Origin of the sequence: Pseudofrancisella aestuarii (genome assembly GCF_003574475.2) — a bacterium.
GTDB lineage: Bacteria > Pseudomonadota > Gammaproteobacteria > Francisellales > Francisellaceae > Francisella > Francisella aestuarii.
In genome coordinates, this window is the sequence record NZ_QLIS02000001.1 from 673251 (window position 1) to 697745 (window position 24495).

Below are 24495 nucleotides of genomic sequence, written 5' to 3' on the forward strand. Positions count from 1 at the left end.
CTAAAAAATATATTGACTTCATATTTTTGCATAGTTATCATAGCAAATAGAAGTTCCCCGATAGCTCAGTCGGTAGAGCAGTTGACTGTTAATCAATTGGTCGGCGGTTCAAGTCCGTCTCGGGGAGCCAGATAGAAATTTGATATGCATTTATTGATTTCATAAGGGTTTATAACCCTTACAAGTTACACTTAGGACTGCCTTGCAGTTTCACATTTTCTCCTCATTTCTTATCTCATATTGTGGATTGCCAGGTAGCCCTAAGTGTATCTATAGCATTTATAAATTTTTCTTATAAGCCTTATTATTTATTTAAATGTTCTTTTAATATTTCTTGCTGTAAAATTTTTCTATAAAAAATTCTGGGAGTTAACTTATGATTTTCTTAATATTTCTCTTTTCACTTATATGCTTGATTTCTGCTACAACTAAAAAGTATAAATTAGCATTAACATTTTTCATTATTTCACTAACTCTTCTACTTATAGTCTTTATTCCTCACACTATAAGATATATAAACATACAGCTATAAGGAATGAACTCATGAAAGTCAGTAGAAAAATTTTAAATACTTTAGATTCTATAGCAATAATAGGATTAACTATCGTTCTTTGCATGGCCTTTTATTATCAATTTTTTTTAAATGAGTTACCATGTGCTTTATGTGTGTTTCAAAGAATTGCTCTTTGTTTATTAACATTCGGGCTTATTCTAAATCTTACCCACGGAAATCAATCAAAGCATTATTTTTTTGTAATACTTGTTGCTGTATTAAATGCGAGCATGGCCATCACTCAAATACTACTTCATATTGTTCCAGGCACTGGGAATTATGGAGATGCTTTTCTATCTCTACATATGTATACATGGAATTTCATAATAAGCGCAGTATTTATAATATATTCAGCAGTTGCGGGATTGTTTAGCCCAAATGAGAAAATAGATATTAAAGTTCCTCTTATATGTAAAATAGTAGTTACTTTAATAATCATATTAACTTTAGCTAACACAATTAGTGTTTTTATTGAGTGTGGACCTCATCTTTGTCCCTCTGATCCTGAAAATTATTGGCTTTTAACAAAAAAATTATAAAAATAACAATATTTATCTCATAAGGTGTTGACTCAATGTCATAATTTGCTACAATACCCGTCACCAGTTCCCCGATAGCTCAGTCGGTAGAGCAGTTGACTGTTAATCAATTGGTCGGCGGTTCAAGTCCGTCTCGGGGAGCCAAAAATTTCATTCTCATATTTCATACTTCTAAAAGAATATGATTTCAGGCAGTTTTTATACTGAATAACTCCTTAGTTTTTCATAATCTCCTCAACTTCACTGTCTGGAATCATTTTTGTTATTTGATAATCTTTTTTTTTGCTATAATTTAGCAACATTAAGAACTATTAGAAATAATTTCATGAAAGCCTCTCAAGCACTTATAGCTACAACAAAAGAACTTCCTAAAGAAGCAGTTCTTATTAGCCATCAATATATGCTAAAAGCTGGTTTAATAAAAAAACTAGCTTCAGGAGTCTATACTTGGCTACCTATGGGTTTAAAAGTACTACAAAAAGTACAGAATATCGTTCGTGAAGAAATGAATAAGTCAGGGGCAAGCGAGCTTCTTTTACCAAGCATACTTCCATCAGAGCTATTACAAGAAACGCATAGATGGGATAAGTTTGGCCCAGAGCTTTTAAAACTAAAAGATAGGCATGATAGAGATTTCTGCTACGGACCGACTCATGAAGAGCCTATTGTTGATATGGCTAGAAGTGTTATAAAAAGCTATAAGCAACTTCCATTAAACCTTTATCAAATACAAACTAAGTTTAGAGATGAGATCCGCCCAAGATTTGGAGTTATGAGAGCAAGAGAATTTATTATGAAAGACTCATACTCTTTCCATGAGAATTCTGAGTGTTTGCACAATACATATCAAATAATGTATGAAACTTATTCAAATATCCTTAATAAAATAGGCTTAAAATACCGTCCGGTTAAAGCAGATACTGGTGCTATCGGTGGAGATAATAGTCATGAGTTTCAGGTATTGGCAAATGCTGGTGAAGACATCATATGCTATAGCAATGGAAGTGATTATGCAGCAAATATTGAGCTTGCTACTTATGCTAGACCAGATTTAAACTCAAGAGCCAATTCTAATAATATTATTGAGAAAATTTACACTCCAAATATGAAGACTATCGAAAAGCTTTGTAACGAAATGAAGCTTGATGTCAAAAAATCAATAAAAACGATGGTCATAAAAGATAAAGATAGTAATTTCTTTGCTTTAATTATTCGTGGAGATCATGAACTAAATGAAACAAAGATAAATAAGCTTCCTCAAATATCAGCACCATATACAATGGCAACTCGTGAAGAGATTTTTTCTCTTTTTAATGCCAATCCAGGTTCACTAGGAATTATTAACTGCCCTATCCCAATCATAGCTGATTATAGCGCTATGATGATTACTGATATTTGCTGTGGTGCTAATGAAGATGACTATCACTATATGAATGTAAATTGGGATAGAGATGTTAAGGATTATGAAATTTCTGATATTAGAAATATAGTTGAAGGCGATGTTTCTCCTGATAATAAAGGCTCCTTACAATTAACTAATGGAATAGAGGTTGGACACATCTTTGAACTTGAAGACGTATATTCAAAACCTATGAAAGCTGAAATTATAGGGCCTGATGGAAAAAGCAAACCAATACTAATGGGGTGCTATGGTTTTGGTGTAAGCCGTGTAGTTGCTGCTGCTATTGAGCAATCTCATGACGAGAATGGGATAATCTGGCCAGAAGCTATAGCACCATATCAAGTTGCTATATTACCTATAAACTATACAAAATCTGATGAAGTAAAAAAAGTAGCTGATGAACTGTATGCTGACTTAGTATCACAAGGTATAGAAGTACTATTAGATGATAGAGGTGCCAGACCAGGAGTGATGTTTGCAGATGCAGATTTAATAGGCATATCTCATCACGTGATAATTGGTGACAGATTATTAGAGCAAGGTTTAATTGAATATAAGAACCGCAAGACTCAAGAAAAACAAGAAATCACGATTCAAGAGCTAATCAAAACTATAACTTCCTAGAGTATTTCCTAAAACTTTTAATAATTTCATATAATAGTGCTGTACTTATAACAAAGTGTATAACTTTTAACCATGCAGGTTTATAAACAATTGGTTCACCAGAGATGATGCTTGGAATAAAGGAATTTAAAATTACCTCCAAACAATTTCCGATTCCTTTCCATGTATATAAATTCTCATGAAGTGCAAAATTAGTACTTATAGCTATATATCCAACATATAACATAAAATTAAATATAAAAAAGAGCGCTAGGGCTTTGAAAGGATTCGTTCCATAGCTACTAATTGTTTTTTCAAAAAACAAAATAAGTTTATTTAAAAAGTCTTTACCACACCAACTCAAACTCTGATAATGATATTCACACTCTTTCTTATAAATATTTATAGCATTAATAGCATCATTTTTCTTTTGGTATTCATTTTTAATAATTCGATATGTTTCTTGTAGCTCATGTTTTTTATCTTTCAGATAATCTCTAGAGCTATCCTTAACTTTGCTGTCAAAGTCCTTATAGAAAAAGTTCAAATTTCCTTTATCACGTAAATTTATAGTGGATAGGTTTATGCCTTTTAGAAATTCTGCTTCTCTAAAAACCACCATGTCATGGAATGTTGTATATGTAAAATCTGGCTCATTCTCAAATTTTGTTTCATCAAAAATACAAGTATCTAAAAATTTTGTTTCTTTAAATGAAACCTCTACAAAGGTTGATTCAGTAAAATCAACCACCTCAGAAAACTCTGAATAATTAAAGAGAACTTTATTATATTCTTTATTAGCAAAATTGACTTTTTGATTAAATTTACAATTAGATAAATCTAGGAAATCCATATATTTATTATTAATTAATGTTTCATAACCATCAAATTCACCAATAACCCTTGTATGTTGAAAGAATTCATTCTGCGACATACAAAATCTCTCAGTTATTTTCTCAAAATAAGAGACTGATATTCCATAAAATTGTGAATGTTCAATAGTTACATAATTAACTTTAGGTATATTAAGATGCAAATTCGTAAGAAAAATAGACTCTTCAATATAAAAACTTTCTATTAATCTATTTTCATTCAGACTTATTAAATTTAAAATACAGCTCCTAAAACAGCATTTTTTAATATAAACCCTCTTTCTATCAGCATGGTATTCTTTTTTTTCATTTACACTAAGATGAAGTCCATTTATAAATATTGTACCTAAAAACTCAATACCTATAATATCCAAACCTAATAAGCCTAATTCCTTTTTTAATATACAGTTACTTATTGATATATTTCGCGGCAGATTATTGTCTGTTAAATAAATATCAGATAAAACTATACAGTTGTAAAAATTGATATTATCTTTAAAAGAATGCTCATCAATTAATTTCATTTTTTTTCGTGGAAAGAGACCTAATGTTTTAAGATTGTTTTTTAACTTGTCACAAGTTAACAATACCTCTTCATTAAAAACATCAGAAAATAGTGTTTCTCCATTACTAAATTCAAATACTATTTTATTGCGACTATTATTATCTTCATATCTTACATCGATCAAATGTAAAGGGATTTCTTTATTTTTTATATCAACTTAAACTTATATTTACTAAATATAATTATGCCAAAAACTACAGCTAGCACCCAACCAAAGTTTATAGTCTATATTTTAATACATATGATTTATACAATCCAAATAGTCAATTTTCTTACATAATAAATCTCTGTTTATATTGTCATTAAAAGCAACTGTAATATATAATCAAAATTACCTAATTTTTGAATTATTTTAAAATGATAAAAGCAAAACCATATTTAGATACTACTCCATTTGTATATGGAAAAATGGCTACAATGGCCGCTCAACACAATGCTGTTAGCTTTACCCAAGGTGCTCCTGATTTTGATACCCCTGAATGGTTTATTGATAAAACAACTTATTATATGAAAAAAGGGTTTAACCAATATGCACCTATCCCAGGAGCTCCTAAGTTACGCCAAGCCATAAAAGAAAAAGTTAAAATTTGTTATGATACAGATGTCGATGTTGATAACATCATAATAACTTCAGGTGCTGGAGAAGCCATATATGCTGTTTTAACTTCATATATTGAAAAAGGAGATGAAGTTATATTCTTTGATCCAACTTATGATCCATATAATAGTGTCACTCTTATGAACCAAGGTATTCCTGTAAGATTAAAACTTCAAGAAAATGGTAAAATAGATGTAAAAGCTATTGCCAATGCTATTACAGATAGAACTAAGGTAATTATTCTAAACTCTCCTCATAATCCTATGGGTACTGTTATTTCTAAAGAAGAGTATCAAGAGATCGCTAAAATTATAAAAGGCAAAGATATCCTATTATTTGCTGATGAGGTATATGAACATATATATGCTGGTGATAAATTCACTAGTGCTTTAGAAATTCCTGAATTACGTGATCAACTTGTAGTATTTCAATCTCTTGGTAAAACATTTAATTTGACAGGATGGCGCATTGGAATCTGTATTGCTCCTAAAGCTGTTATTGAATATGTTATAGTAGTAAAGCAAGTCAGCTCATTTTCCCCATCACATCCAATGCAGCTAGCTTTAGCAGATGGTATTGTAGAACATCCAGAATACTATTTAAATTTAAATAAAATTTATAAAAAGCAAAATGCTTTACTTAGAGAAAAATTAAAAAACTCTCGATTCAAATTATTAGCATGGGAAGGCTCTCCTTTCCAAATGCTTGATTATAGAAACATCTCAAATGAGAATGATATGGAGTTTTGTACTCGCTTAATTAAAGAGTATGGCGTTGGACTAATTCCTTGCTCTTCTTTCTATGAAAAACCTGAACATGGCTTATTAAGATTATGCTTTGCTAAAAAGGATGACGCTATCATTAAAGGGGCTGAGATACTATGCAAAATTTAAAAGTAGCCGTAATTCAAAGTGATATCGTTTGGGAGAATAAACAGCAGAACTATGAGAATTTTGCTGAAAAGATTAACTCTTTAGAAAATGATGTTGATTTAATAGTGTTACCAGAAATGTTCAGTACTGGATTCATTATGAATCCAACAACATCTCCAAGTAATCAAGAAGATGTAATAGAGTGGATGTACTCTCAAGTTAAAGGTAAAAATACTGCTATCGTTGGTAGTGCTGCTACATTTACTGATTCTTCTAAAATAGCAAATAGACTATATTTTGTAACTTCAAATAAACAAGTATTCACTTACGATAAAAACCATTTATTTGTCCATGCTGGAGAAGATAAAAAATATATCGGAGGAAATAAGCGAGAAATCATAGAATATAAAGGCTTTAAAATACTTTTAACTGTATGTTTTGATTTAAGATTTCCTGTATTCAACTGCAATAAAAGTGAATATGACATATTAATAAATGTTGCTTGTTGGCCAGAATCCCGTCGTAAGCATTGGAAAGCTCTTTTAGCAGCTAGGGCAATAGAAAACCAAGCATTTGTTATCGCTTGTAATAGAGTTGGTGAGGATCCAAATCTTAAGTATTCTGGAGATAGTATGATTATTGACTTTAACGGAGATATCTTACGTCACGAAGAGTATAAAGAATCTATATTAAAAGCTACTCTGAATAAAGATACTCAAAAAGAACATAGACAAAAATTCAACTTTTTAGCATCTCAAGATAACTTTACTCTTCACCTCTGATAACTTGGGAAAGCTTCTGTAAAACAGCATTAACAAATAAATACCCTTTCTCAGTTCCCATATTATATGCTAGCTGAACATATTCCTTTATAATAATCTGATATGGATTCTCTAAGCACTCCATGAGTTCTGCAACTCCGACTTTTAAAACAGCTAAATCGACATAATTTATTGAATCAGTGCCTTCATTTGCACTTTCCTCAATATACTTATCTATATCAGCTTCATGATTATTTACTGTATCAATCAATCTATAAAAAAAGTCCCAGTCAGTCTCATGTCTATCTGCATTATCTGAATAAAACTGTACTTTTAACTCATCATATGATGTTTCTGCTATTTTTCTTTGATAAAGTGCTTGAACTGCATATAGTCTTGCATTATTTCTAGCTCTTGCTGTAGTTTTCATTTTGCACCTTTTAGATTTTCTACTAAAGTGGCTTTTCCCACTTATTTATTATACTATTAAAATGTTTAGGCTAACATTATACATATAAAAGCTAATTATGCACAGATGGTGGAAAGAAATTGATCTAAAAGACATGAATAATACCCAATGGGAATCCATATGTGATCGTTGTGGATTATGCTGTCTGAATAAGTTACAAGATGAAGATACTGATGAAGTTCATTACACACGTGTTAGCTGCAAATTACTAGATATTTCTAACTGTCAATGTGCTATGTATAGCGAAAGAAAGAAGCTAGTAAAAGATTGTATACAACTAACCTATAAGCAGTTAAAAAATCACGCTCATAAATGGCTTCCCGAAACCTGTGGGTACAAAAGGCTTTTTGAAGAAAAGGAGTTACCTGAGTGGCACCATTTAATAACTGGCTCTACTGATAAAATGCATAAATTAAAGAAATCAGCTAAGCATATTGCCATTTCTGAATATGAAGTTGGGGAAGATGAATATTTAGATGATTTTATTATAAGACTTTAAAATCTATTTTCTTTGATAAGTCTTATATTTATTTTTAAACCTAATTGAAAGGTATTGCCAAAAACTTATCCTTGATGGGTAATATTTATTTACTTGTTTAATTCTTTTTAACGCTTTAAAAATAAATAACGGATCAAGTGTTGCGATTAATGCTCTAGCTAGTGGTAAAGACGTTCTTTTTATAGTTTTGCGTTTAAATCCTATAGTGTTACTGCCATGCTGCCTATAAAGCATTGTTTGCTCAGGTAAAAATAATATTTTAGCTGAAGGAATCTTTGAAACAGAGAGTACAGCCCAGTAATCATGCATCATTTTCTTTGTATGACTTGGATATTCTTTTGATAAAATAATTTTCCTGGCGCTATTATTGAACATCATTGTACAACCAGTAGCATTATTACCTAATACTACATAATTATAATAGTTATTCTCATAAGGATCTATATTACTAGAAGCTATAAAAGATTGATTAATCTTACTTAAAGAATCATCAACTATAACTAAATCTGTATGACATAAAATTGGGTATTGCTCTGTATTAGAATTTTCCAATAAGATTTTATTTAGAGTATTTGATATTTTATCTTCTAACCAAATATCATCTTGATCACAAAACATATAAAAATCATGATTATTTGATCTTTTCAAAATTTCTAAAAAATTAATCCCTGCATCTCTATATGAAATATCATCATCAAAAAAAACAAATTTAGATGGAAATTTAGAAACATACTCTTTTACAATATTTACAGTATTATCTGAGGAATTATCATCATGAACATAAATTATGAAATTTTGATGGCTTTGATTAAGAAGAGAATCTAGCTGTTCAGCTAAATATTTTTCACCATTATATGTTGCCAAACAGATACCTATTGAAAGTTTCATTTAAAAAATCGTTCCTTTAATGCTAAAATTACTTCCACAAGTATTTTACCCTATAAATTTAAAAATGTTAGGTCTGAAAAAAATATACTGCAATATCATTAAATTATCTGAACATACTTGCATAGCAATATTGGCTGTAAATATTTTTTTGCTTTTTATGTCCTACTCACTTTTTGACTTTACAATAAGACTCTTTTTCTTTCAATTTATATTTTCGCTAAACTTTAAAGAAAAAATTAAGATCTTAAAGGAGAATTTCTTTCTCCAAATAATAGTTATGTTATTTTTAATATTTTGTATCAGTAACACTTACAGTATGTATTACATTGGTTTTCACAAAAGTTTTTTTGTAGCTTTTGCGTATATAATCACAATATGGAACACTTTTTATTTGTTATATAAAAACCCTATTTATATAAAACATCTTATAACAGCATTTATCTTTTCATCTGTTATATTAGCAACATTTACTATGATAATGTATTTCGTTTTAGGATACGATGGATCATATACATATATGACATCTCATATTGTATATACCATTAAATATATAGTTGCTATAACTTGCTCTATATCATCTATAATTCTTATCAATCTTTTCATAAAAAGTAAAAATAAGTTTTTTATATTTTTGGCAATATATTTAATAGCTATTGAACTTTGTTTCAACCAAAGTAGAACTGGCTATGTACTTGAATTCATTCTGATTTCTTATTATGCATTTGCTTTAATAAGAAGACATAATAGTTTTAAGACTGTAATTCTTATTGTAATTACATTTATTACAATTTTCAGCTCTATTTATACACTATCTCCACCTTTTAAAAATGGAATAGATTATGCGATATCAGATAGCATCAAGTTTTTTAAAAATACAAGTGATCAAGCCTCTGGATCATCAGGGATAAGGTTGAGTGTCTATTATGTCACAATAAAAATAATTGAAAATGATCCTTCTTTTCTTATTATGGGGTGTGGATTAAAACCTGTCCAAAAATGTGTAGAAGAGCAAACCAGTAAGATAAAAGATATGGATGAAAGTAAAACTTATATGTTTACTACTACTGAAAACCAATATATACAAGGTCTTTATCAATACGGACTACTTGGAATGATTATAGTTTTTACACTGCTTCTTTCCGCTTTCATGCAGAAAAAAGAACTTCCAAAGACAATGTCTAAATCACTTGCTCTTATTATTATTGGATACAGTATAGTATTTATCTTTAATAATTGGTTTGAGGTTCCAACATTAAAAGAAATTTTCTTTTTCATGATTACCATTATAATTTCTTCGAAATATATCAAAAAAGTTGATAAAAGCAATAATCTAAGTTAACTCCCTAATAATATCATTTATATTATCTTGATTAAGCTTTTTATAAAGTAGCTCAATATTCTCCAACAACTTTTCTTCTTTAATTTCATTTATAGAAATTTCATTTAATTTTGATATTATTTCTTCAGAGAATCTTTTCTTAACAATAGTTGCTGGATTACCAACAACTATTGAATACGGAGGAATATCTTTTGCAACAACTGATCCAGCACCAATAACACTACCTTTACCAATAGTAACTCCAGATAGAATCACAACATCTAAGCCTATCCATACATCATCTTCAATAACTATTTGACCTTTTGTCCACGCTTCAGTCTTCTTTTTCTCTAGCATTACTTTAAAAGGATAGGTTGATAAGGTATCAAGGAAATGATTACCTCCTAAAACAAACTTCACACCATCTGCTATTGAACAAAAAGACCCTATACTTAAAGACTCATCTTGATGTCCCCAGTGATATACAATTATACTACCATAGGAATAGTTTCCTATTTTCACTTTAGAAAGTATATTAAGATCATATTTTGGTATAGTTTCTATAGAAATAAAGTTATATCTGTTTTTATTCTTCCATTTTAACTTAAATTCTTTCTTCTTCTGCTTATCTTTCCATTTATTTACAATTTTTCTTATCATAAATAAAACTCTATAGTTTCTTTAAACATTTTCTCAAAATCTTGAGATGGTTTCCAGCCTAGTTCATTCTGGATTTTACTATTATCTATAGCATATCTCCAATCATGACCTTTCCTATCCTCAACAAATGTAATTAGTTTAGAATGTGGGGCATTCTCTGGTTTATATTCATCCATTAATCTACAAATAGTTTTTACCAAGGTTAAGTTGTCAACCTCATTAATACCACCTATATTATAAACCTCTCCTACTACTCCTTTCTCAACAACTGTTTGAATGGCATCACAATGGTCTTCAACATATAACCAATCTCTAATATTTGAACCATCTCCATAGACTGGTATTGATCTTTGATTAATACAACTATTAATAACTACTGGAATCAATTTTTCAGGATGCTGGTATGGACCATAATTATTTGAACAGTTCGATATCGTCACAGGCAACTTATATGTATGTACATAAGCTCTAGCTATATGATCAGAACCTGCCTTTGAGGCTGAATATGGAGAATTTGGCTCATATGCTTTTGTTTCTGTAAAAGCTGGATCATTTTTAGATAAAGTACCATAAACCTCATCTGTAGATACATGATGAAAGCGGCAGCTATTTCCATCTAGCTTTTTTTCATCTAACCAATATTTTTTTGCTTGATTTAAAAGATTAAAAGTCCCTATAACATTTGTTTCCAAGAATACTTTTGGATTAGCAATAGAATTATCTACATGAGACTCTGCTGCAAAATGTATTATTGTATCAATATCATATTTCTTTAATGTTTCATATACCAAGGTTTCATCACAGATATCCCCTTTCACAAAAATATGATTATATTCATTACTTAAGTTTTTAAGATTTTCAAGATTCCCTGCATAAGTTAATTTATCATAAGAAATTATTTTCACATCACTATATCTAGACAGCATCATACGAACATAGTTGCTTCCAATAAATCCAGCAGCACCTGTTACTAATATATTTTTTGCTTTATAACTCATAATATTATCCTTCTAAAATATCAAAAACTCGATTAACCTCATCAGACCATAATTGCTGTTTAATACCAAAATTCAGCTTTATCTTATTTACATCTAAAGCTGAATTTTGTGGTCTTTGAGCTTTTGTTTTAAATTCTTTTGCTAATATTGGCTGTATTTCTTTTGTTTTTGCTTGTTTATTTTTACTAATAATAAAGCTCGCAAATTGATGCCATGTTGTCATTGGGAAATCTGTATAGTTATATATACCCCAAGCATCAAAGTTTGGATTTTTCTCTATAAAATGACAAATATCTAACATGACTTGAGCAATAGAGTTTGCCGAAGTTGGTGCACCATATTGATCAGATATCACAGTCAACTTTTCATGAGAATTTGATAATTTAAGCATTGTCTTAACAAAGTTATTGCCATGCTCACTAAACACCCAACTAACTCGTAAGATTATATTCTTATACCAGTTTTCTTGAAGTTGCTTTTCACCATCTAACTTAGATGCTCCATAAACATTTATCGGATTTGTAATATCATCTTCTGCATACATACCTGCTTTTGAGCCATCAAATACATAGTCTGTAGATATATGGATAAAAGGTATATTTTTAGCTTTACACTCCGTGGCTAACCAACCGACAGCTTCACTATTTACTATATTAGCAAGTTCTACTTCATCTTCAGCTAATTCAACATTTGTATATGCCGTTGCATTTAATACAAAGTCAACTTCTAAGTTTGAGAAATAGCTTTTTATATTTTGTTTATTTGAAATATCAAGGTCTTGTCTTGATGTTGCTATATATTTAATATTATTTTGCTGACACAAAGCAACTAGGCTTTTACCAACTTGGCCATTAGCTCCAATTATTAGAACTTTCATTTAAAAGTCACCATATTTTGGCAATAAGTCAAAAGCCTTTTTAAACGTTTTAGCTAAATTTATATCTTTGTCAGAAATTGTTAGATTTTCCTTAATAGGCCAAGCTATATCTAAATCAACATCATCCCATTTTATGCAAAGCTCTGCTTTTGGATTATAATAATCTGTACATTTATAAATAAAATCAACACTTTCACTCAACACTAAAAAACCATGGGCAAATCCTGGTGGCACCCACAATTGTCTTCTATTTTCTGCTGACAATAATACGCCAACACTTTTACCAAATGTAGGTGAACCTACGCGAATATCTACAGCAACGTCGAAAACTTCACCATCTAATACAGATACAAGCTTGCCTTGTGTATTTTCTGTTTGATGATGAAGACCCCTTAATACATTCTTTCTTGATCGAGAAAAATTATCTTGGACAAATCTTAATTTAGTACCAATAGCTTCTTGAAATTTTTTTTCAGAGAAACTCTCATAGAAAAAGCCTCTAGAATCACCAAATATTTGTGGCTCAATAATTTTTACATCATCTATCTCTGTATTAATTACCTTCATTTTTAATCAAATCCTTCAAATATTTTCCATATTCTGTTTTTGATAATTTTTCAGCCTGTTCTAAAACCTGCTTATCACTTATAAAACCTTTGCGCCACGCGACCTCTTCAAGACAAGCAATCTTTAATCCTTGTCTTTTCTCTATAGTTGCCACATATTCTGATGCTTCCATTAATGAGTCATGAGTCCCTGCATCTAACCATGCAAAACCACGCCCTAAAAGCTCAACATTTAAACCATTTTCTTTTAAATACATTTCGTTAAGTGTCGTTATCTCAAGCTCACCTCTAGCGGAAGGTTTTACTTGCTTTGCTTTTTTAACAACCGTTTTATCATAAAAATATAAACCTGTAATTGCATAATGCGATTTTGGATTTTGTGGTTTCTCTTCAACTGATATCACTTGCTTATTCTCATCAAACTCAACAATACCATAACGATGTGGATCATTAACATAATAACCAAACACGCACGCCCCACCATTATTATCACATTGCTCCCTCGCCCTTGTTAACATATTTGTCATACCTTGACCATAATAAATATTATCACCCAAAATAAGACATGCAGAATCACCATCTAAGAAATCCTCTCCTAGAAGAAATGCTTGAGCCAGCCCATCTGGTGAGGGCTGAACCTTATAGCTCAATTCTATACCAAACTGAGAACCATCACCTAAAAGCTGCTTAATAAGCGGAATGTCTCTATCTGTAGAAATAACTAATATTTCTCTAATACCTGCTAACATAAGTATAGATAATGGATAATATAATAACGGTTTATCATAAACAGGAAGAAGCTGTTTACTGACACCTAAGGTTAATGGATATAAACGAGTGCCACTACCACCTGCCAATATTATTCCTTTCATAAGTAATTACAAACCTTTCAAAGTTGCTCTTTAATAAGAATATCAAAAAAGCATAAAATACTCTAAAATTATAAATAATTATGTTATTAATTTTTTTCTACCTATGATACAAAAAATTTCTGTGCCTGTAATATGTTACAACTCTTCTGACACAATCTTAGATACTTTAAATAGTATTTTAACTCAAGATTATGATCCCCAAAATATAGAACTTATTATTTCTGATGACTGTTCTACTGATGATACTACTAATATTATAAATGAGTGGTTAACCCAAAATAATGAAGCTTTTGATAGTGTTAATTTTATTAAAAGAGAAAAAAATTTAGGTATTGTCAAAAATATGGATGATGCTTATAGAAACTGTAAATATGATTGGATAAAATTTATCGCTGGGGATGATATTCTCTTAGAAAATTGTATATCAACTTACGTTTCACACATATCTGATAATGTTGATATAATCGCAAGCCAAGCACTTATTGTAGATAAGGATGGAATCTTCTTAAATGAAACTCTTCCTTCTATAGAAAATATAGAAAAATTTAATGAAATGTCTTCAAAAGAACAAATCATCCAAATCTTAAAAAAATACTTTATCATTTCTCCAACCTTTTTTATTTCAAAAAGAACACTAGAAGAAATAAACTTTTTTTCTTTTAATAAACGTCGTTATCTTGAAGATGTTCCATTTTTAATAGAAGCTCTGCTAAAAAATAAAAAATTAAAAATTATTGAAACACCATTAATAAAGCATAGAAGAGGAGGTTTAAGCTCAGCAAAAAAACCAAAATCATTCTATAAAACAAGACGATTTGATTATGAAAAAGAAATACGTTCAGTTTTTTCAGAATATATATTTAGAAAAAACATACCATTTAAAGCTCGAGTTATTTGTTTTAAAAAATATCTAAATATATCTAAAAGATTATTTTTCCAGTTCATAAAATATTATTTACCATAGTTTTTACTATATAATCCTATCACTATAACATCACATATATTTTTGATGTATCAAAAGATCAATACTTCTTTAAATCCTTTTTATGAAAGAATCATCTCTGAATACTTAAATAATGGGTATTCGATTGTTGAAAACTGGCTAGAAAATGATGAAACAGATTTGTTAAGAAAAGAACTAGCCACCTTAAATAAAGAAGATAAATTCAGAAAATCTGCAGTAGGTAATAGACTCTCTGAAACTATAGAGAAGAGCATCAGAGGAGACTTTATCTTTTGGTTAGATGAAACTAAATATGCCAATGCTTTTTTTCTTAAAACAAATGATTTTGTTAATTATTTAAACAAAACATGCTTTGCTGGAATTATTTCAAAAGAGTTTCATTACGCTATCTATCCTACAGGAACTTTTTATAAAAAACATATAGATACTTTCCAAAATGATGATCGAAGAGTTATATCTATTGTTTGTTATTTAAATAAAAACTGGACAATAAATAATGGTGGCGAACTTAAACTTTATTTAAAGGATGGAACTAAAGAAATTTCTCCTACCAATGGAAAAATAATTATATTTGATAGTAAAACAATAGAACATGAAGTTCTTCCCGTATTATCCGGTAAGCGCTTAAGCATTACAGGATGGTTAAAAACAAGTTAAAATACTTTACTAAATTCTTCTGCGTATTTAACTGTTTTATTTTCTAATACCTCTAGCTTATTTGTTATATCAAATACCATAAATACTTCTGCAGGAACATCATATTCACTTAGTATTTTATACTCCTCTGTAGAGTGAAAGCCAAATTTTGGATAATAGTTATGATGACCTAATACAAAAATAGCATCTATTTTATATTCCATAGCCAATTGAATAGCCGATTTGACTAATCTTGTTCCTATTCCTTTATGTTGATACTCTGGCAAAACTGCCATAGGTCCAAGTCCAAATATTTTTATATTATCAACATCATCACATGACATTTCTGAAAGAATTATATGACCAACCACTCTTCCTTCTAACTCTGCCACTAATGAGATAACTCCATGATGCCTAGAATGTAGTAGCCTAACTAACTTTACTTCATCATCACTATCAAAAGCTTGACCAATCACGCCATATATTTCTTCCTGATCTTTAAGCTGTTCTTTTCTTATCATAATATTCATAGCTCAATCACTCTTTAATAACCAAGTCTCTAGTTGAACGTACTTCAATATTTACATGTTCTCCACTAACTTTTATTTTACCAAATACTGCAAATTTGGCTCTAATACCACCATTATATTTTAAATATTTTGCTTTTTGTGGTGCTAAAAAAATAGAGAATCTCGAGTCTTTATTTATTTTAAAAACTATTTTCTTACTATCTTCAATATCAGATATAGAAATACCCGCCGTACCGTATACAACAACATATTTATTTTTTATCTCTTCTAAATATGATCCTAACTCTTCTGCGTTGATAGATTGAATATTCTGTTTTTTATATTCTCTTATCCTTTTCTCTGCCAAAAACTGTCTTTTCTTAGGCATCAAATCTAAGATATTTTCATAATTCAGATCACCATCATTCTCTAGTTTTGATAGTAGATTTATAGACCTTTCTAAATTAGAATTCACAAGAAAATTTAGTTTACTCATATCTTTTTTTGATTCACTATCAAGGAGGCTCTTTATAACATCTTCTTTTATGGCTTGCTCAAAATAAGGGCACAGCTCATCATGCTCCCCCTCTCCATCTACAAACATAAAATATGGATTAGAATTAGCTTTTCGAACTAATTTAACCTTAGCTTTTCCACAGTCCGGACAATAAACATTATTAAAATGTAATTTACTATCATAATCAGATATACTTATAAAACCTTTTTTATATCTTGCGATCTTCAAAATATTTCCTTAAATTCTTTTAAATAAAATATCCGATATAGGATGTTCTAAGTTTTGACCTCTTTTCTCAAACTTTGTCAAAGGACGCCACTCAGGTCTTGGTGCAAATCCTTCATACATATTTTCAAAGCTTTCATCTGCTTCTAAAAGTTTTAATACCTCTTTTGCATATGGTAGCCAGTCACTTGCGAAATGTAAGACTCCCCCTACTTTTATTTTAGACGCAAATAATTCTAGATTCACTTTATTCACAAGCCTTCTTTTATTATGTTTAGTCTTATGCCATGGGTCAGGGAAATATATCTGTATTCCTGATAAACTGCCATCTTTTAAATTGTTTTTAAATACCTCTATAGCATCATGATTCATAATCAACAGATTCGAAATTTTATTCTCTTCAATTTCATGAATAATATTACCTACACCAGCCTTATGAACCTCTATCCCAAAATAATTTTTGCTAGGGCTTTCTAAAGCCATTTGTACAAGGCTGAATCCCATACCAAAACCAATCTCTAGAATAACATCATTATCATTATTGAAGATTTTTTTAAAATTAATTTTATTATTTGCATCATAAAGAAGCATATACTTCTCAGAAAAGTTATCTAGGGCGCTTTGCTGCTTTTTAGTAACTCTTCCAGTTCTTCTAACAAAGCTTTTAACCTGCCTCAAATTCTCTTGCTTTTGCTCAGACATTTATATACATTGAGTACCTAATCTTAATGCTAATATTTTATAGTAATTTCGAACGAGGCTACAGTATAAATATAAAAAATCTGGAGGGACAAATATAATGCTAATTTTTCTATCAATCATAGTTTTGCATATAAGCTGTCTAATACTACCTGGGCCGGATTTTTTTGTAACTATTAGCAACTCAATTAAATATGGATATCGCCATGGCACCATTACTGCTTTAGGCATTGGTCTAGGAATTTTATTAAACAGCTTTATCACTTATTGGCTTGGTTCATTTTTACAACACCAACAACCATGGTTATTTAAAATAATAATCTTAATTGGTGTAAGTTACTTAATATATATTGCGATAAATCTTTTCAAAAATGTATTTTCAAAAGATGATTCTAGCTCAAATTCTAAAACCCATGTAAATAATCTTCAAAACCTTAACAACATTACTAAGAAAAAAGTATTTTTAATGGGAGCATTTACAAATCTTGCGAACGTCAAAGCTATTATATTTTTTAGCTCAATGCTAAGCTTAGTTGAAGAGCTTTCAAACACTGGAATTTTAGCAATCTGGCTAATGATAGCTTTAATAACTGTACTATGGTTTATGATAGTAGCTATATTTTTTGGAAATGATAAGTTAAGAGGTACCTTCTTTAAGCAGCTTAAAAAAATTGAATTTGTTTCTGGATGTTTTATTTCTATTTTTTCGATAATTATTTTAATTGAATTATTTATATCTTAACCAATTAAAATAAAACTTTGCTCCAACCTAACTTATTTCTCAAAGTATCATAATAGTTATATCTTTTAGTATGTAGCACTTTTACTTTCTTCTGAGATTTAGTAATTGTAACTTTTTGTCTAGGTTTTAGTATTATTTCATTTCGCCCATCTATGCTTAATACAGGAGAAGGATCATTATATCTAGTAACAATTATGTCTACCCTACTCTCAGAAGATATAACTAAAGGTCTGCTATTTAATGAATGTGAACAGATAGGAACTATAACGATGCTATTTTGATTTGGATTCAATATAGGTCCACCAGCAGACATAGCATGAGCAGTAGAGCCTGTTGGAGTAGCTATAATTAAACCATCTCCTCTTTGGTCAAATGCAAACCATCCATCTATAAAAACTTTTAAGCCAAACATCCTACCACTGCCAGCAGTAATAGCTATTTCATTTAAGGCTACAGATTTTTCAGGAGATACATTATGTCTATTATCTACAACACTCTTAAGCATAAACATATTAGCACTACTATTTTCACCATTCAAAATAGGTATCAACTCTTTATCTATGCTTTCTTCATCAGAGTTTATTGTAGTTAGAAAACCAAGCTTGCCCTTATTTACGCCTATCACAGGAATGTTATTGTATATAGACATTTTTCTAGAAGCTTGGAGGAAGTTTCCATCGCCTCCTATGATAATTGCAACATCTTTAGTTAGTGCAATTTCTTCTAAAGTCATCACACTTTCTACTTTAATACTTAAATCTTCCGCAGATTCTTTTTCAATTGTTACAATAAAACCAAGTTTTGTCAGTTTATGATATAGACTTTCGATCATTTCACTTACTGTCTTTTTGTAATGTTTTCCAATTATAGCTACTTTCTTAAACGCTAAAGGTTTAGACATTTTTAAACTTGTTATCAAACAATCTTATGTAATCTATGATTATAACAGTAAAAATTATATTAATGAATTTAAAGATTAGTGGATTTCCTACAGAATAGAATATAAAGTTACTAATATAAAGAAAATTAAATCTCTTTGTCTTATGGCAGAAAAGAAATTTTTAACAAGCATTATAATCCCCGTAAAGGAAGAATCTGAAGGTTTAGATATATTATTCTCAAGACTTCTACCAATATTAGATGAATTACCAACTAACTATGAATTGGTTTTTGTAAACGATGGTAGTACAGACAATACTTTAGAGCTACTAATAGAAAAACAAAAATCTATACCTCAAATTAAGATAATTGATTTATCTAGAAACTTTGGTAAAGAGTCAGCTTTATATGCAGGTTTTGCGAACTGTAATGGTGATGCAGCTATATCTATAGATGCGGACCTACAAGATCCTCCAGAGTTAATATTAGAAATGGTACATTATTGGCTAGAAGGATATGAAGTTGTAACAGCTGTAAGAGAAAATAGAGATACTGATTCTTTAATGAAAAAGAGGTCAGCTGGGGTCTTTTATAAATTAATTAACAAAATCAGTGATGATACTAAACTCACTCCAAATGCTGGAGATTATAGATTATTAAATCGTGCTGCTATTAATGCCTTTCTAGAGTTAAAAGAAAAAGTTAGATTTAATAAAGGACTACTTAGCTGGATAGGTTTTAAAGAAAAAATTATCTATCATGCAAGAGAAGATCGTGCCGCAGGCAAAACAAAATGGAATTATTGGAAATTATTTAAATTCTCTATAGATGGAATCACTAGCTTTAGTAAAACACCTTTAGAAGTATGGTCATACTTAGGGGTTATAATTGCCATATCAGGTTTTTTATATGGCTCATTTATCGTCTTTAAGTCTATACTTTTTGGTGTCAATGTCCCAGGATATCCCTCTATAATAACTTTCTTATTATTTTTTAGCGGCCTACAAATGATCGGAATTGGTATGCTAGGTCAATATATAGGAAGAATATTTATTGAAACCAAACAAAGACCTCTATATATAATAAGAAAGATCTATGATGCTAGTGATGAGAAATATAATAATCATCAAAATAATATAGCATAAAACAAATCTATATTTTACACCTTAAAAGCTGCAACTTTTTCGATAACAAAGCAGACAAAACTTAAATATAAAGTTATAATTATCGTTAATTCTCTTTTTAATAAAAACTCACTGGAGCTTTTATGAAACAAACAACTCTTTTACTTATTCTAGATGGATGGGGGTATAGTGAAAGCGACTATTTTAATGCTATCAGAAATGCTAACACTCCAAATTGGGACAGCATATGGGAAACTTATCCCAAAACTTTACTAAATGCTTCTAGTCTAGATGTTGGATTACCAAAGGGACAAATGGGTAACTCTGAGGTTGGGCATGTAAATATTGGATCTGGACGAATAGTTTATCAAGAGCTTACCAAAATAGATAAAGCTATTGAGGATGGCTCTTTTGAAAAAAATGAAGCTCTCTGTAAAGCAATGGATGATGTTGTTAAAAATGGCTCAAACTTACACTTAATGGGTCTACTTTCTCCAGGCGGGGTTCATTCTCACGAAGAGCATATTTTTGCAGCAATAAAGATGGCAAAAGATAAAGGTGTTAAAAGAGTATTTTTGCATGCCTTCTTAGATGGTAGAGACATGCCTCCCAAATCAGCAAAAGAATCTATTGAAAAAGCTGACAAATTACTTCAAAAATTAGATTTAGGGTATATTGCTACAGTATCTGGCAGGTATTATGCTATGGACAGAGATAATCGTTGGTCTCGTGTTGAAATTGCATACGATGCTATAGTAAATGGTAACTCCGAATTTATTTGTGACTCAGCAATCGATGCTTTAGAACAATCATATTTAAGAGATCAAACTGATGAATTTGTAATTCCAACCTGCATAATAAAAAATGATGAATTAGTAAATATAACTGATGGTGATAGTGTTATATTTATGAATTTTAGAGCCGACAGAGCAAGAGAAATAAGTCATGCTTTTGTAGATCCTGAATTCTCTGGTTTTGATAGAGAAAAGCATCTAAACATAAATTTTACTACCCTCACACAATATGATGCGAAATTAAATTGCTCCGTAGCGTTTCCTCCCGAGCAGCCACAAAACACTCTTGGCGAAATACTTGCTAAAAATCACAAGACTCAATTGAGAATTGCTGAAACTGAAAAATATCCACATGTGACATTCTTCTTTAATGGTGGTAAAGAAAATGAATTTGAAGGGGAAGATAGAATTTTAATTCCTTCGCCTAAAGTCGCAACATATGATTTACAACCTGAAATGTCTGCTCCAGAAGTTACAGATAAATTAGTAGGCGCTATTAATAGTGGCAAATATGACTGTATAGTTTGTAATTATGCAAACTCTGATATGGTAGGCCATACTGGAAATTATGAGGCAACTATTAAAGCTATCGAATATTTAGATAAATGTATCGGAAGACTTAAAGATACTATATTAGATAATGGTGGAAATATGTTTATTACAGCAGATCATGGAAATGCTGATATGATGGTTAATCCAAAAACTCACAAACCTCATACAGCACATACCACTAATCTTGTACCATTTGTATATGTAGGTAGTAAAAAAGCTGAAGTAAACTTAGAACATGGAAAGCTTTCAGATATCGCTCCAACAATCTTAACTGTTATGAACTTAGATACCCCTAAGGAAATGACTGGCACTCCAATTTTTAAATTTTCAAAATAGGTAATTTTATGTTAGATGCAAAATATGTAAAAGATAACCTGCAAGAGGTTGCAGAAAAATTAGCTACTCGTGGTTATATACTTGATATAAAAAAATTCCAAAAACTCGAAGAGAAAAGAAAAGTCCTTCAAGAAAAAACTCAAGAGCTTCAAGAACAAAGAAATGCAATTTCTAAGGAAATTGGCAAAAGAAAAGCTAAAGGCAAAGATGCTAGTGATATTTTCAAAAAAGTTGGACAAATTAATGAAGAATTAAAAACTGTAGAGAAGAAGCTAAAAGAGTTATTAGATTCTATCAATGATTTAATGCTTGAAATGCCTAATTTACCTGCAAATGATGTTGCTATTGGTAAAGATGAAAGTGAAAATGTTGAAGTTAGAAAATGGGGAACGCCTCGTCAATTTCATTCAGAAGCTCCTGCTAAAGATCATGCTGACTTAGGTGAAGCTCTAGGAATGATTGATTTTCAGTCTGCTGCAAAAATTACAGGTAGCCGATTTGTTGTTATGAAAAATAAAATAGCTAGATTACATCGTGCGCTAATCCAGTTCATGCTTGATACTCATATAGAAAAACATGGATATGAAGAGCTATATGTACCATACATGGTTAATAATGACAGTTTATATGGAACAGGACAGCTTCCTAAATTTGCTGAAGATTTATTCAAATTACAAGGTGAATTTGAGTATAGTTTAATTCCTACTGCTGAAGTTCCTGTGACAAACTTAGTACGAGATGAAATCTTAGAAACAAGCTCTTTACCTTTACATTATACAGCCCACACTCCTTGTTTTAGAAGTGAAGCAGGTTCTTACGGTAGAGATACTAAAGGTATGATAAGACAACATCAATTTGAAAAGGTTGAGTTAATTCATATTACAACTGCTGAAACTGGAGAGGAATCTTTAGAACTATTAACAAATCATGCTGAAAGAATATTACAAAAACTAGAACTACCATACCGTGTAGTTAAATTATGTACTGGAGATATGGGTTTTAGTGCAAAAAAAACCTATGACTTAGAAGTATGGTTACCATCACAAAATACTTATAGAGAAATTTCTTCTTGTAGTTGGTGTGGTGATTTCCAAGCGCGTAGAATGAAGGCTAGACATAAAAATAAAGATATGAAAAAACCTGAGCTAGTTCACACACTAAATGGTTCCGGACTAGCTGTTGGTAGAACCTTATTAGCTATTATTGAAAACTATCAACAAGAAGATGGTTCAATCATGATACCTCAAGCACTTGTAAAATATATGGGAGGAATATCAGTTATAAAATAGACTGATACTTTAAAATGTTTAAATTAATAATATATTTGAAGCAATTCTTATATAGACTAAAAGCAAAACTATGGTTTAAACCTACAGCATATTGTTTACTTGCTATATTAGGAGTTTCTATATGCTACTTTCTTCAAGAGTTTAAGATATTTAATTTATATCCTAAAAGAGTCACAGCAGAAACAGTTACTACCCTTCTTTCAATAATAAATACTAGCATGTTAGTTGTAGTAACTTTTGCTGTTGGCTCTATGATTTCTGCTTATACTTCTGCAAGCAAATCTGGTACACCACGAGTTCTAACCTTACTACTTCAAGACAATATTTCAAAAAAAGCGACTTCTAGCTTTATTGGAGCTTTTATTTTTGGGATAGTTGCAACAATAGGTGTTAAGTCAAATTCCTTCAACCATTCAGGTATCTTCTTGATTTTTGTTTTAACTATTGGTGTTATTGGTTGGGTAATTTTCACCTTTATCTTATGGATTGATAGCATTGCTAGACTTGGACAAATTAAAATATTACCAATAATAACTGAAAAGCAAGCCAAATCAACAATCGAGAATTATATTAAAAATCCTTACAAAAGTTGTCATATATTAGTTAAAGACAAAATACCTGAAAATGCTATACCTATATATTCTAAAACTTATGGATTTTTAACTGATATAGATTTTGCTGCTTTGAATAAGCTTTGTGAAGATAAGGATACTAATATATATATAGTAAAGAGCATAGGATCTCACTTAACTGTATTAGATAAAATTGCTTATGTAGAAACCACAAAAAATCTTAAAGGTAATGATTTAGATGAACTCTTGAATAGATTCATTCTATCTGATGAAAGAATTTTTTCTAATGACCCTATATTTTGCCTTGAACTTCTAGATGAAATAGCTGGTAAAGCTTTGTCTCCTGGAATTAATGACCCAAGAACAGCTATTTATGTAATAGATTCTTCTACTAGATTAATTGATTACTTACTAAAAAATAATAAAGAAAATAGTGAGATAATCTATAACAAAATCTTTATGACTGAAATCCCATTAGAAAAATTCATCAAAAGCAGTTTTGAATTTATTAGAATTTATGGAAGCAATAATCTTCTAGTTAGTAAGAAATTACAAGCAAGCCTTCTACACATATATCAACAAGCCTCACTAGAGTCAGATAAAAAAATTATTCTAGAATATACAGATAATTGCTATAGCCAGGCCTTAAATGAACTTAAACAAGGTTTTGAACAATTAGAGTTTAAGAATTATAGAAATTCCATTACACCAACCAAATAACTATTTTTATTTCCTTTTGCTCGAA

25 protein-coding genes and 2 tRNA genes are annotated in these 24495 nt (G+C 30.1%); 15 read left to right on the forward strand and 12 right to left on the reverse strand.

Going from position 1 to position 24495, the window contains the following annotated elements; genetic code table 11:
* The first annotated feature begins 54 nt into the window (after window positions 1-54).
* From DNK87_RS03405 to DNK87_RS03420, 4 genes are all read left to right on the forward strand, one after another.
* Window positions 55-130: transfer RNA gene (locus DNK87_RS03405), tRNA-Asn, on the forward strand.
* A gap of 413 nt (window positions 131-543) precedes the next feature.
* Window positions 544-1092: a disulfide bond formation protein B gene (locus DNK87_RS03410; protein WP_119330198.1), complete on the forward strand. Its 549-nt coding sequence runs from the start codon at window positions 544-546 to the stop codon at window positions 1090-1092.
* Window positions 1093-1160: 68 nt separating this feature from the next.
* Window positions 1161-1236, forward strand: a tRNA-Asn gene (locus tag DNK87_RS03415).
* A 181-nt stretch (window positions 1237-1417) separates the two neighbouring features.
* Window positions 1418-3118 (forward strand): proline--tRNA ligase, encoded by a 1701-nt coding sequence (locus DNK87_RS03420; protein WP_119330197.1) that lies wholly within the window; start codon window positions 1418-1420, stop codon window positions 3116-3118.
* Here the strand turns inward: DNK87_RS03420 and DNK87_RS03425 are convergent.
* The gene (locus tag DNK87_RS03425; RefSeq protein WP_119330196.1) at window positions 3105-4658 is read right to left on the reverse strand and encodes a pentapeptide repeat-containing protein; all 1554 of its coding nucleotides are present in this window, start codon (window positions 4656-4658) and stop codon (window positions 3105-3107) included. The genes DNK87_RS03420 and DNK87_RS03425 overlap by 14 nt on opposite strands.
* A gap of 233 nt (window positions 4659-4891) precedes the next feature.
* Between DNK87_RS03425 and DNK87_RS03430 the strand changes: the two genes are divergently transcribed.
* Together DNK87_RS03430 and DNK87_RS03435 are read left to right on the forward strand one after the other, a co-directional pair.
* Window positions 4892-6025 carry an aminotransferase class I/II-fold pyridoxal phosphate-dependent enzyme gene (locus DNK87_RS03430; RefSeq protein WP_119330195.1) on the forward strand — a complete coding sequence of 378 codons (1134 nt, stop codon included), beginning with the start codon at window positions 4892-4894 and terminating at the stop codon, window positions 6023-6025.
* Complete coding sequence (locus DNK87_RS03435; protein WP_119330194.1) at window positions 6013-6786, forward strand: amidohydrolase; 774 nt, start codon at window positions 6013-6015, stop codon at window positions 6784-6786. The genes DNK87_RS03430 and DNK87_RS03435 overlap by 13 nt, the downstream gene beginning before the upstream one ends.
* Here the strand turns inward: DNK87_RS03435 and nusB are convergent.
* Window positions 6770-7195 (reverse strand): transcription antitermination factor NusB, encoded by a 426-nt coding sequence (gene nusB, locus DNK87_RS03440; RefSeq protein WP_119330193.1) that lies wholly within the window; start codon window positions 7193-7195, stop codon window positions 6770-6772. The genes DNK87_RS03435 and nusB overlap by 17 nt on opposite strands.
* 97 nt (window positions 7196-7292) lie before the next feature.
* On the opposite strand from nusB, the gene DNK87_RS03445 reads away from it, so the two are divergent.
* The gene (locus DNK87_RS03445) at window positions 7293-7733 is read left to right on the forward strand and encodes a YcgN family cysteine cluster protein (protein WP_119330192.1); all 441 of its coding nucleotides are present in this window, start codon (window positions 7293-7295) and stop codon (window positions 7731-7733) included.
* A gap of 3 nt (window positions 7734-7736) precedes the next feature.
* On the opposite strand, the gene DNK87_RS03450 is transcribed toward DNK87_RS03445, so the two are convergent.
* Window positions 7737-8621, reverse strand: a complete 885-nt coding sequence (locus DNK87_RS03450; protein ID WP_119330191.1) for a glycosyltransferase family 2 protein — start codon at window positions 8619-8621, stop codon at window positions 7737-7739.
* Window positions 8622-9012: 391 nt separating this feature from the next.
* On the opposite strand from DNK87_RS03450, the gene DNK87_RS03455 reads away from it, so the two are divergent.
* Window positions 9013-9960, forward strand: a complete 948-nt coding sequence (locus DNK87_RS03455) for an O-antigen ligase family protein (RefSeq protein WP_159240200.1) — start codon at window positions 9013-9015, stop codon at window positions 9958-9960.
* Here the strand turns inward: DNK87_RS03455 and DNK87_RS03460 are convergent.
* Genes DNK87_RS03460 through rfbA form a run of 5 tightly spaced genes read right to left on the reverse strand, consistent with a single transcriptional unit; the run spans window position 9952 to window position 13912 of the window.
* A complete protein-coding gene (locus DNK87_RS03460) occupies window positions 9952-10599 on the reverse strand; it encodes a CatB-related O-acetyltransferase (RefSeq protein ID WP_119330189.1) in 648 nt (215 codons plus the stop codon). The genes DNK87_RS03455 and DNK87_RS03460 overlap by 9 nt on opposite strands.
* Window positions 10596-11597 carry a dTDP-glucose 4,6-dehydratase gene (gene rfbB, locus DNK87_RS03465; RefSeq protein WP_119330188.1) on the reverse strand — a complete coding sequence of 334 codons (1002 nt, stop codon included), beginning with the start codon at window positions 11595-11597 and terminating at the stop codon, window positions 10596-10598. Before rfbB ends, DNK87_RS03460 begins: the two co-directional genes overlap by 4 nt.
* 4 nt (window positions 11598-11601) lie before the next feature.
* A complete protein-coding gene (gene rfbD / locus DNK87_RS03470; RefSeq protein WP_119330187.1) occupies window positions 11602-12474 on the reverse strand; it encodes a dTDP-4-dehydrorhamnose reductase in 873 nt (290 codons plus the stop codon).
* Window positions 12475-13041 (reverse strand): dTDP-4-dehydrorhamnose 3,5-epimerase, encoded by a 567-nt coding sequence (gene rfbC, locus DNK87_RS03475; protein WP_119330186.1) that lies wholly within the window; start codon window positions 13039-13041, stop codon window positions 12475-12477.
* Window positions 13028-13912 carry a glucose-1-phosphate thymidylyltransferase RfbA gene (gene rfbA / locus DNK87_RS03480; RefSeq protein ID WP_119330185.1) on the reverse strand — a complete coding sequence of 295 codons (885 nt, stop codon included), beginning with the start codon at window positions 13910-13912 and terminating at the stop codon, window positions 13028-13030. The genes rfbC and rfbA overlap by 14 nt, the downstream gene beginning before the upstream one ends.
* A gap of 103 nt (window positions 13913-14015) precedes the next feature.
* On the opposite strand from rfbA, the gene DNK87_RS03485 reads away from it, so the two are divergent.
* Together DNK87_RS03485 and DNK87_RS03490 are read left to right on the forward strand one after the other, a co-directional pair.
* Window positions 14016-14876: a glycosyltransferase family 2 protein gene (locus DNK87_RS03485; protein ID WP_119330184.1), complete on the forward strand. Its 861-nt coding sequence runs from the start codon at window positions 14016-14018 to the stop codon at window positions 14874-14876.
* A gap of 45 nt (window positions 14877-14921) precedes the next feature.
* Entirely contained in the window at window positions 14922-15533 is a 612-nt protein-coding gene (locus tag DNK87_RS03490; RefSeq protein WP_119330183.1) for a 2OG-Fe(II) oxygenase, read from the forward strand.
* Here DNK87_RS03490 and DNK87_RS03495 read toward each other — a convergent pair.
* From DNK87_RS03495 to trmB, 3 genes are read right to left on the reverse strand one after another with little or no spacing between them, the layout of a single operon-like run.
* A complete protein-coding gene (locus DNK87_RS03495; RefSeq protein WP_119330182.1) occupies window positions 15530-16042 on the reverse strand; it encodes a GNAT family N-acetyltransferase in 513 nt (170 codons plus the stop codon). The two genes, DNK87_RS03490 and DNK87_RS03495, sit on opposite strands and share 4 nt — an antisense overlap.
* Before the next feature lie 7 nt (window positions 16043-16049).
* Window positions 16050-16766, reverse strand: coding sequence for a hypothetical protein (locus DNK87_RS03500; protein WP_119330181.1), 717 nt, complete (start codon window positions 16764-16766; stop codon window positions 16050-16052).
* A 9-nt stretch (window positions 16767-16775) separates the two neighbouring features.
* The gene (gene trmB, locus DNK87_RS03505) at window positions 16776-17465 is read right to left on the reverse strand and encodes a tRNA (guanosine(46)-N7)-methyltransferase TrmB (protein WP_119330180.1); all 690 of its coding nucleotides are present in this window, start codon (window positions 17463-17465) and stop codon (window positions 16776-16778) included.
* Between the two features lie 97 nt (window positions 17466-17562).
* Here trmB and DNK87_RS03510 point away from each other — a divergent pair, with 97 nt between their 5' ends.
* On the forward strand, window positions 17563-18204 hold the full coding sequence (locus DNK87_RS03510; protein ID WP_119330179.1) for a LysE family translocator: 642 nt from the start codon (window positions 17563-17565) through the stop codon (window positions 18202-18204).
* A gap of 4 nt (window positions 18205-18208) precedes the next feature.
* Here DNK87_RS03510 and DNK87_RS03515 read toward each other — a convergent pair whose 3' ends face one another.
* Entirely contained in the window at window positions 18209-19105 is an 897-nt protein-coding gene (locus tag DNK87_RS03515; RefSeq protein WP_119330178.1) for an NAD(+)/NADH kinase, read from the reverse strand.
* 142 nt (window positions 19106-19247) lie between these two features.
* Here DNK87_RS03515 and DNK87_RS03520 point away from each other — a divergent pair, with 142 nt between their 5' ends.
* The 4 genes from DNK87_RS03520 to DNK87_RS03535 all read left to right on the forward strand — a co-directional run bounded on the left by DNK87_RS03520 (window position 19248) and on the right by DNK87_RS03535 (window position 24470).
* On the forward strand, window positions 19248-20228 hold the full coding sequence (locus tag DNK87_RS03520; protein WP_119330177.1) for a glycosyltransferase family 2 protein: 981 nt from the start codon (window positions 19248-19250) through the stop codon (window positions 20226-20228).
* A gap of 122 nt (window positions 20229-20350) precedes the next feature.
* Window positions 20351-21889, forward strand: coding sequence for a 2,3-bisphosphoglycerate-independent phosphoglycerate mutase (gpmI, locus tag DNK87_RS03525; protein ID WP_119330176.1), 1539 nt, complete (start codon window positions 20351-20353; stop codon window positions 21887-21889).
* An 8-nt stretch (window positions 21890-21897) separates the two neighbouring features.
* On the forward strand, window positions 21898-23178 hold the full coding sequence (serS, locus tag DNK87_RS03530) for a serine--tRNA ligase (RefSeq protein ID WP_119330175.1): 1281 nt from the start codon (window positions 21898-21900) through the stop codon (window positions 23176-23178).
* A 14-nt stretch (window positions 23179-23192) separates the two neighbouring features.
* A complete protein-coding gene (locus DNK87_RS03535; RefSeq protein WP_119330174.1) occupies window positions 23193-24470 on the forward strand; it encodes a DUF2254 domain-containing protein in 1278 nt (425 codons plus the stop codon).
* The last annotated feature ends 25 nt before the right edge of the window (window positions 24471-24495 follow it).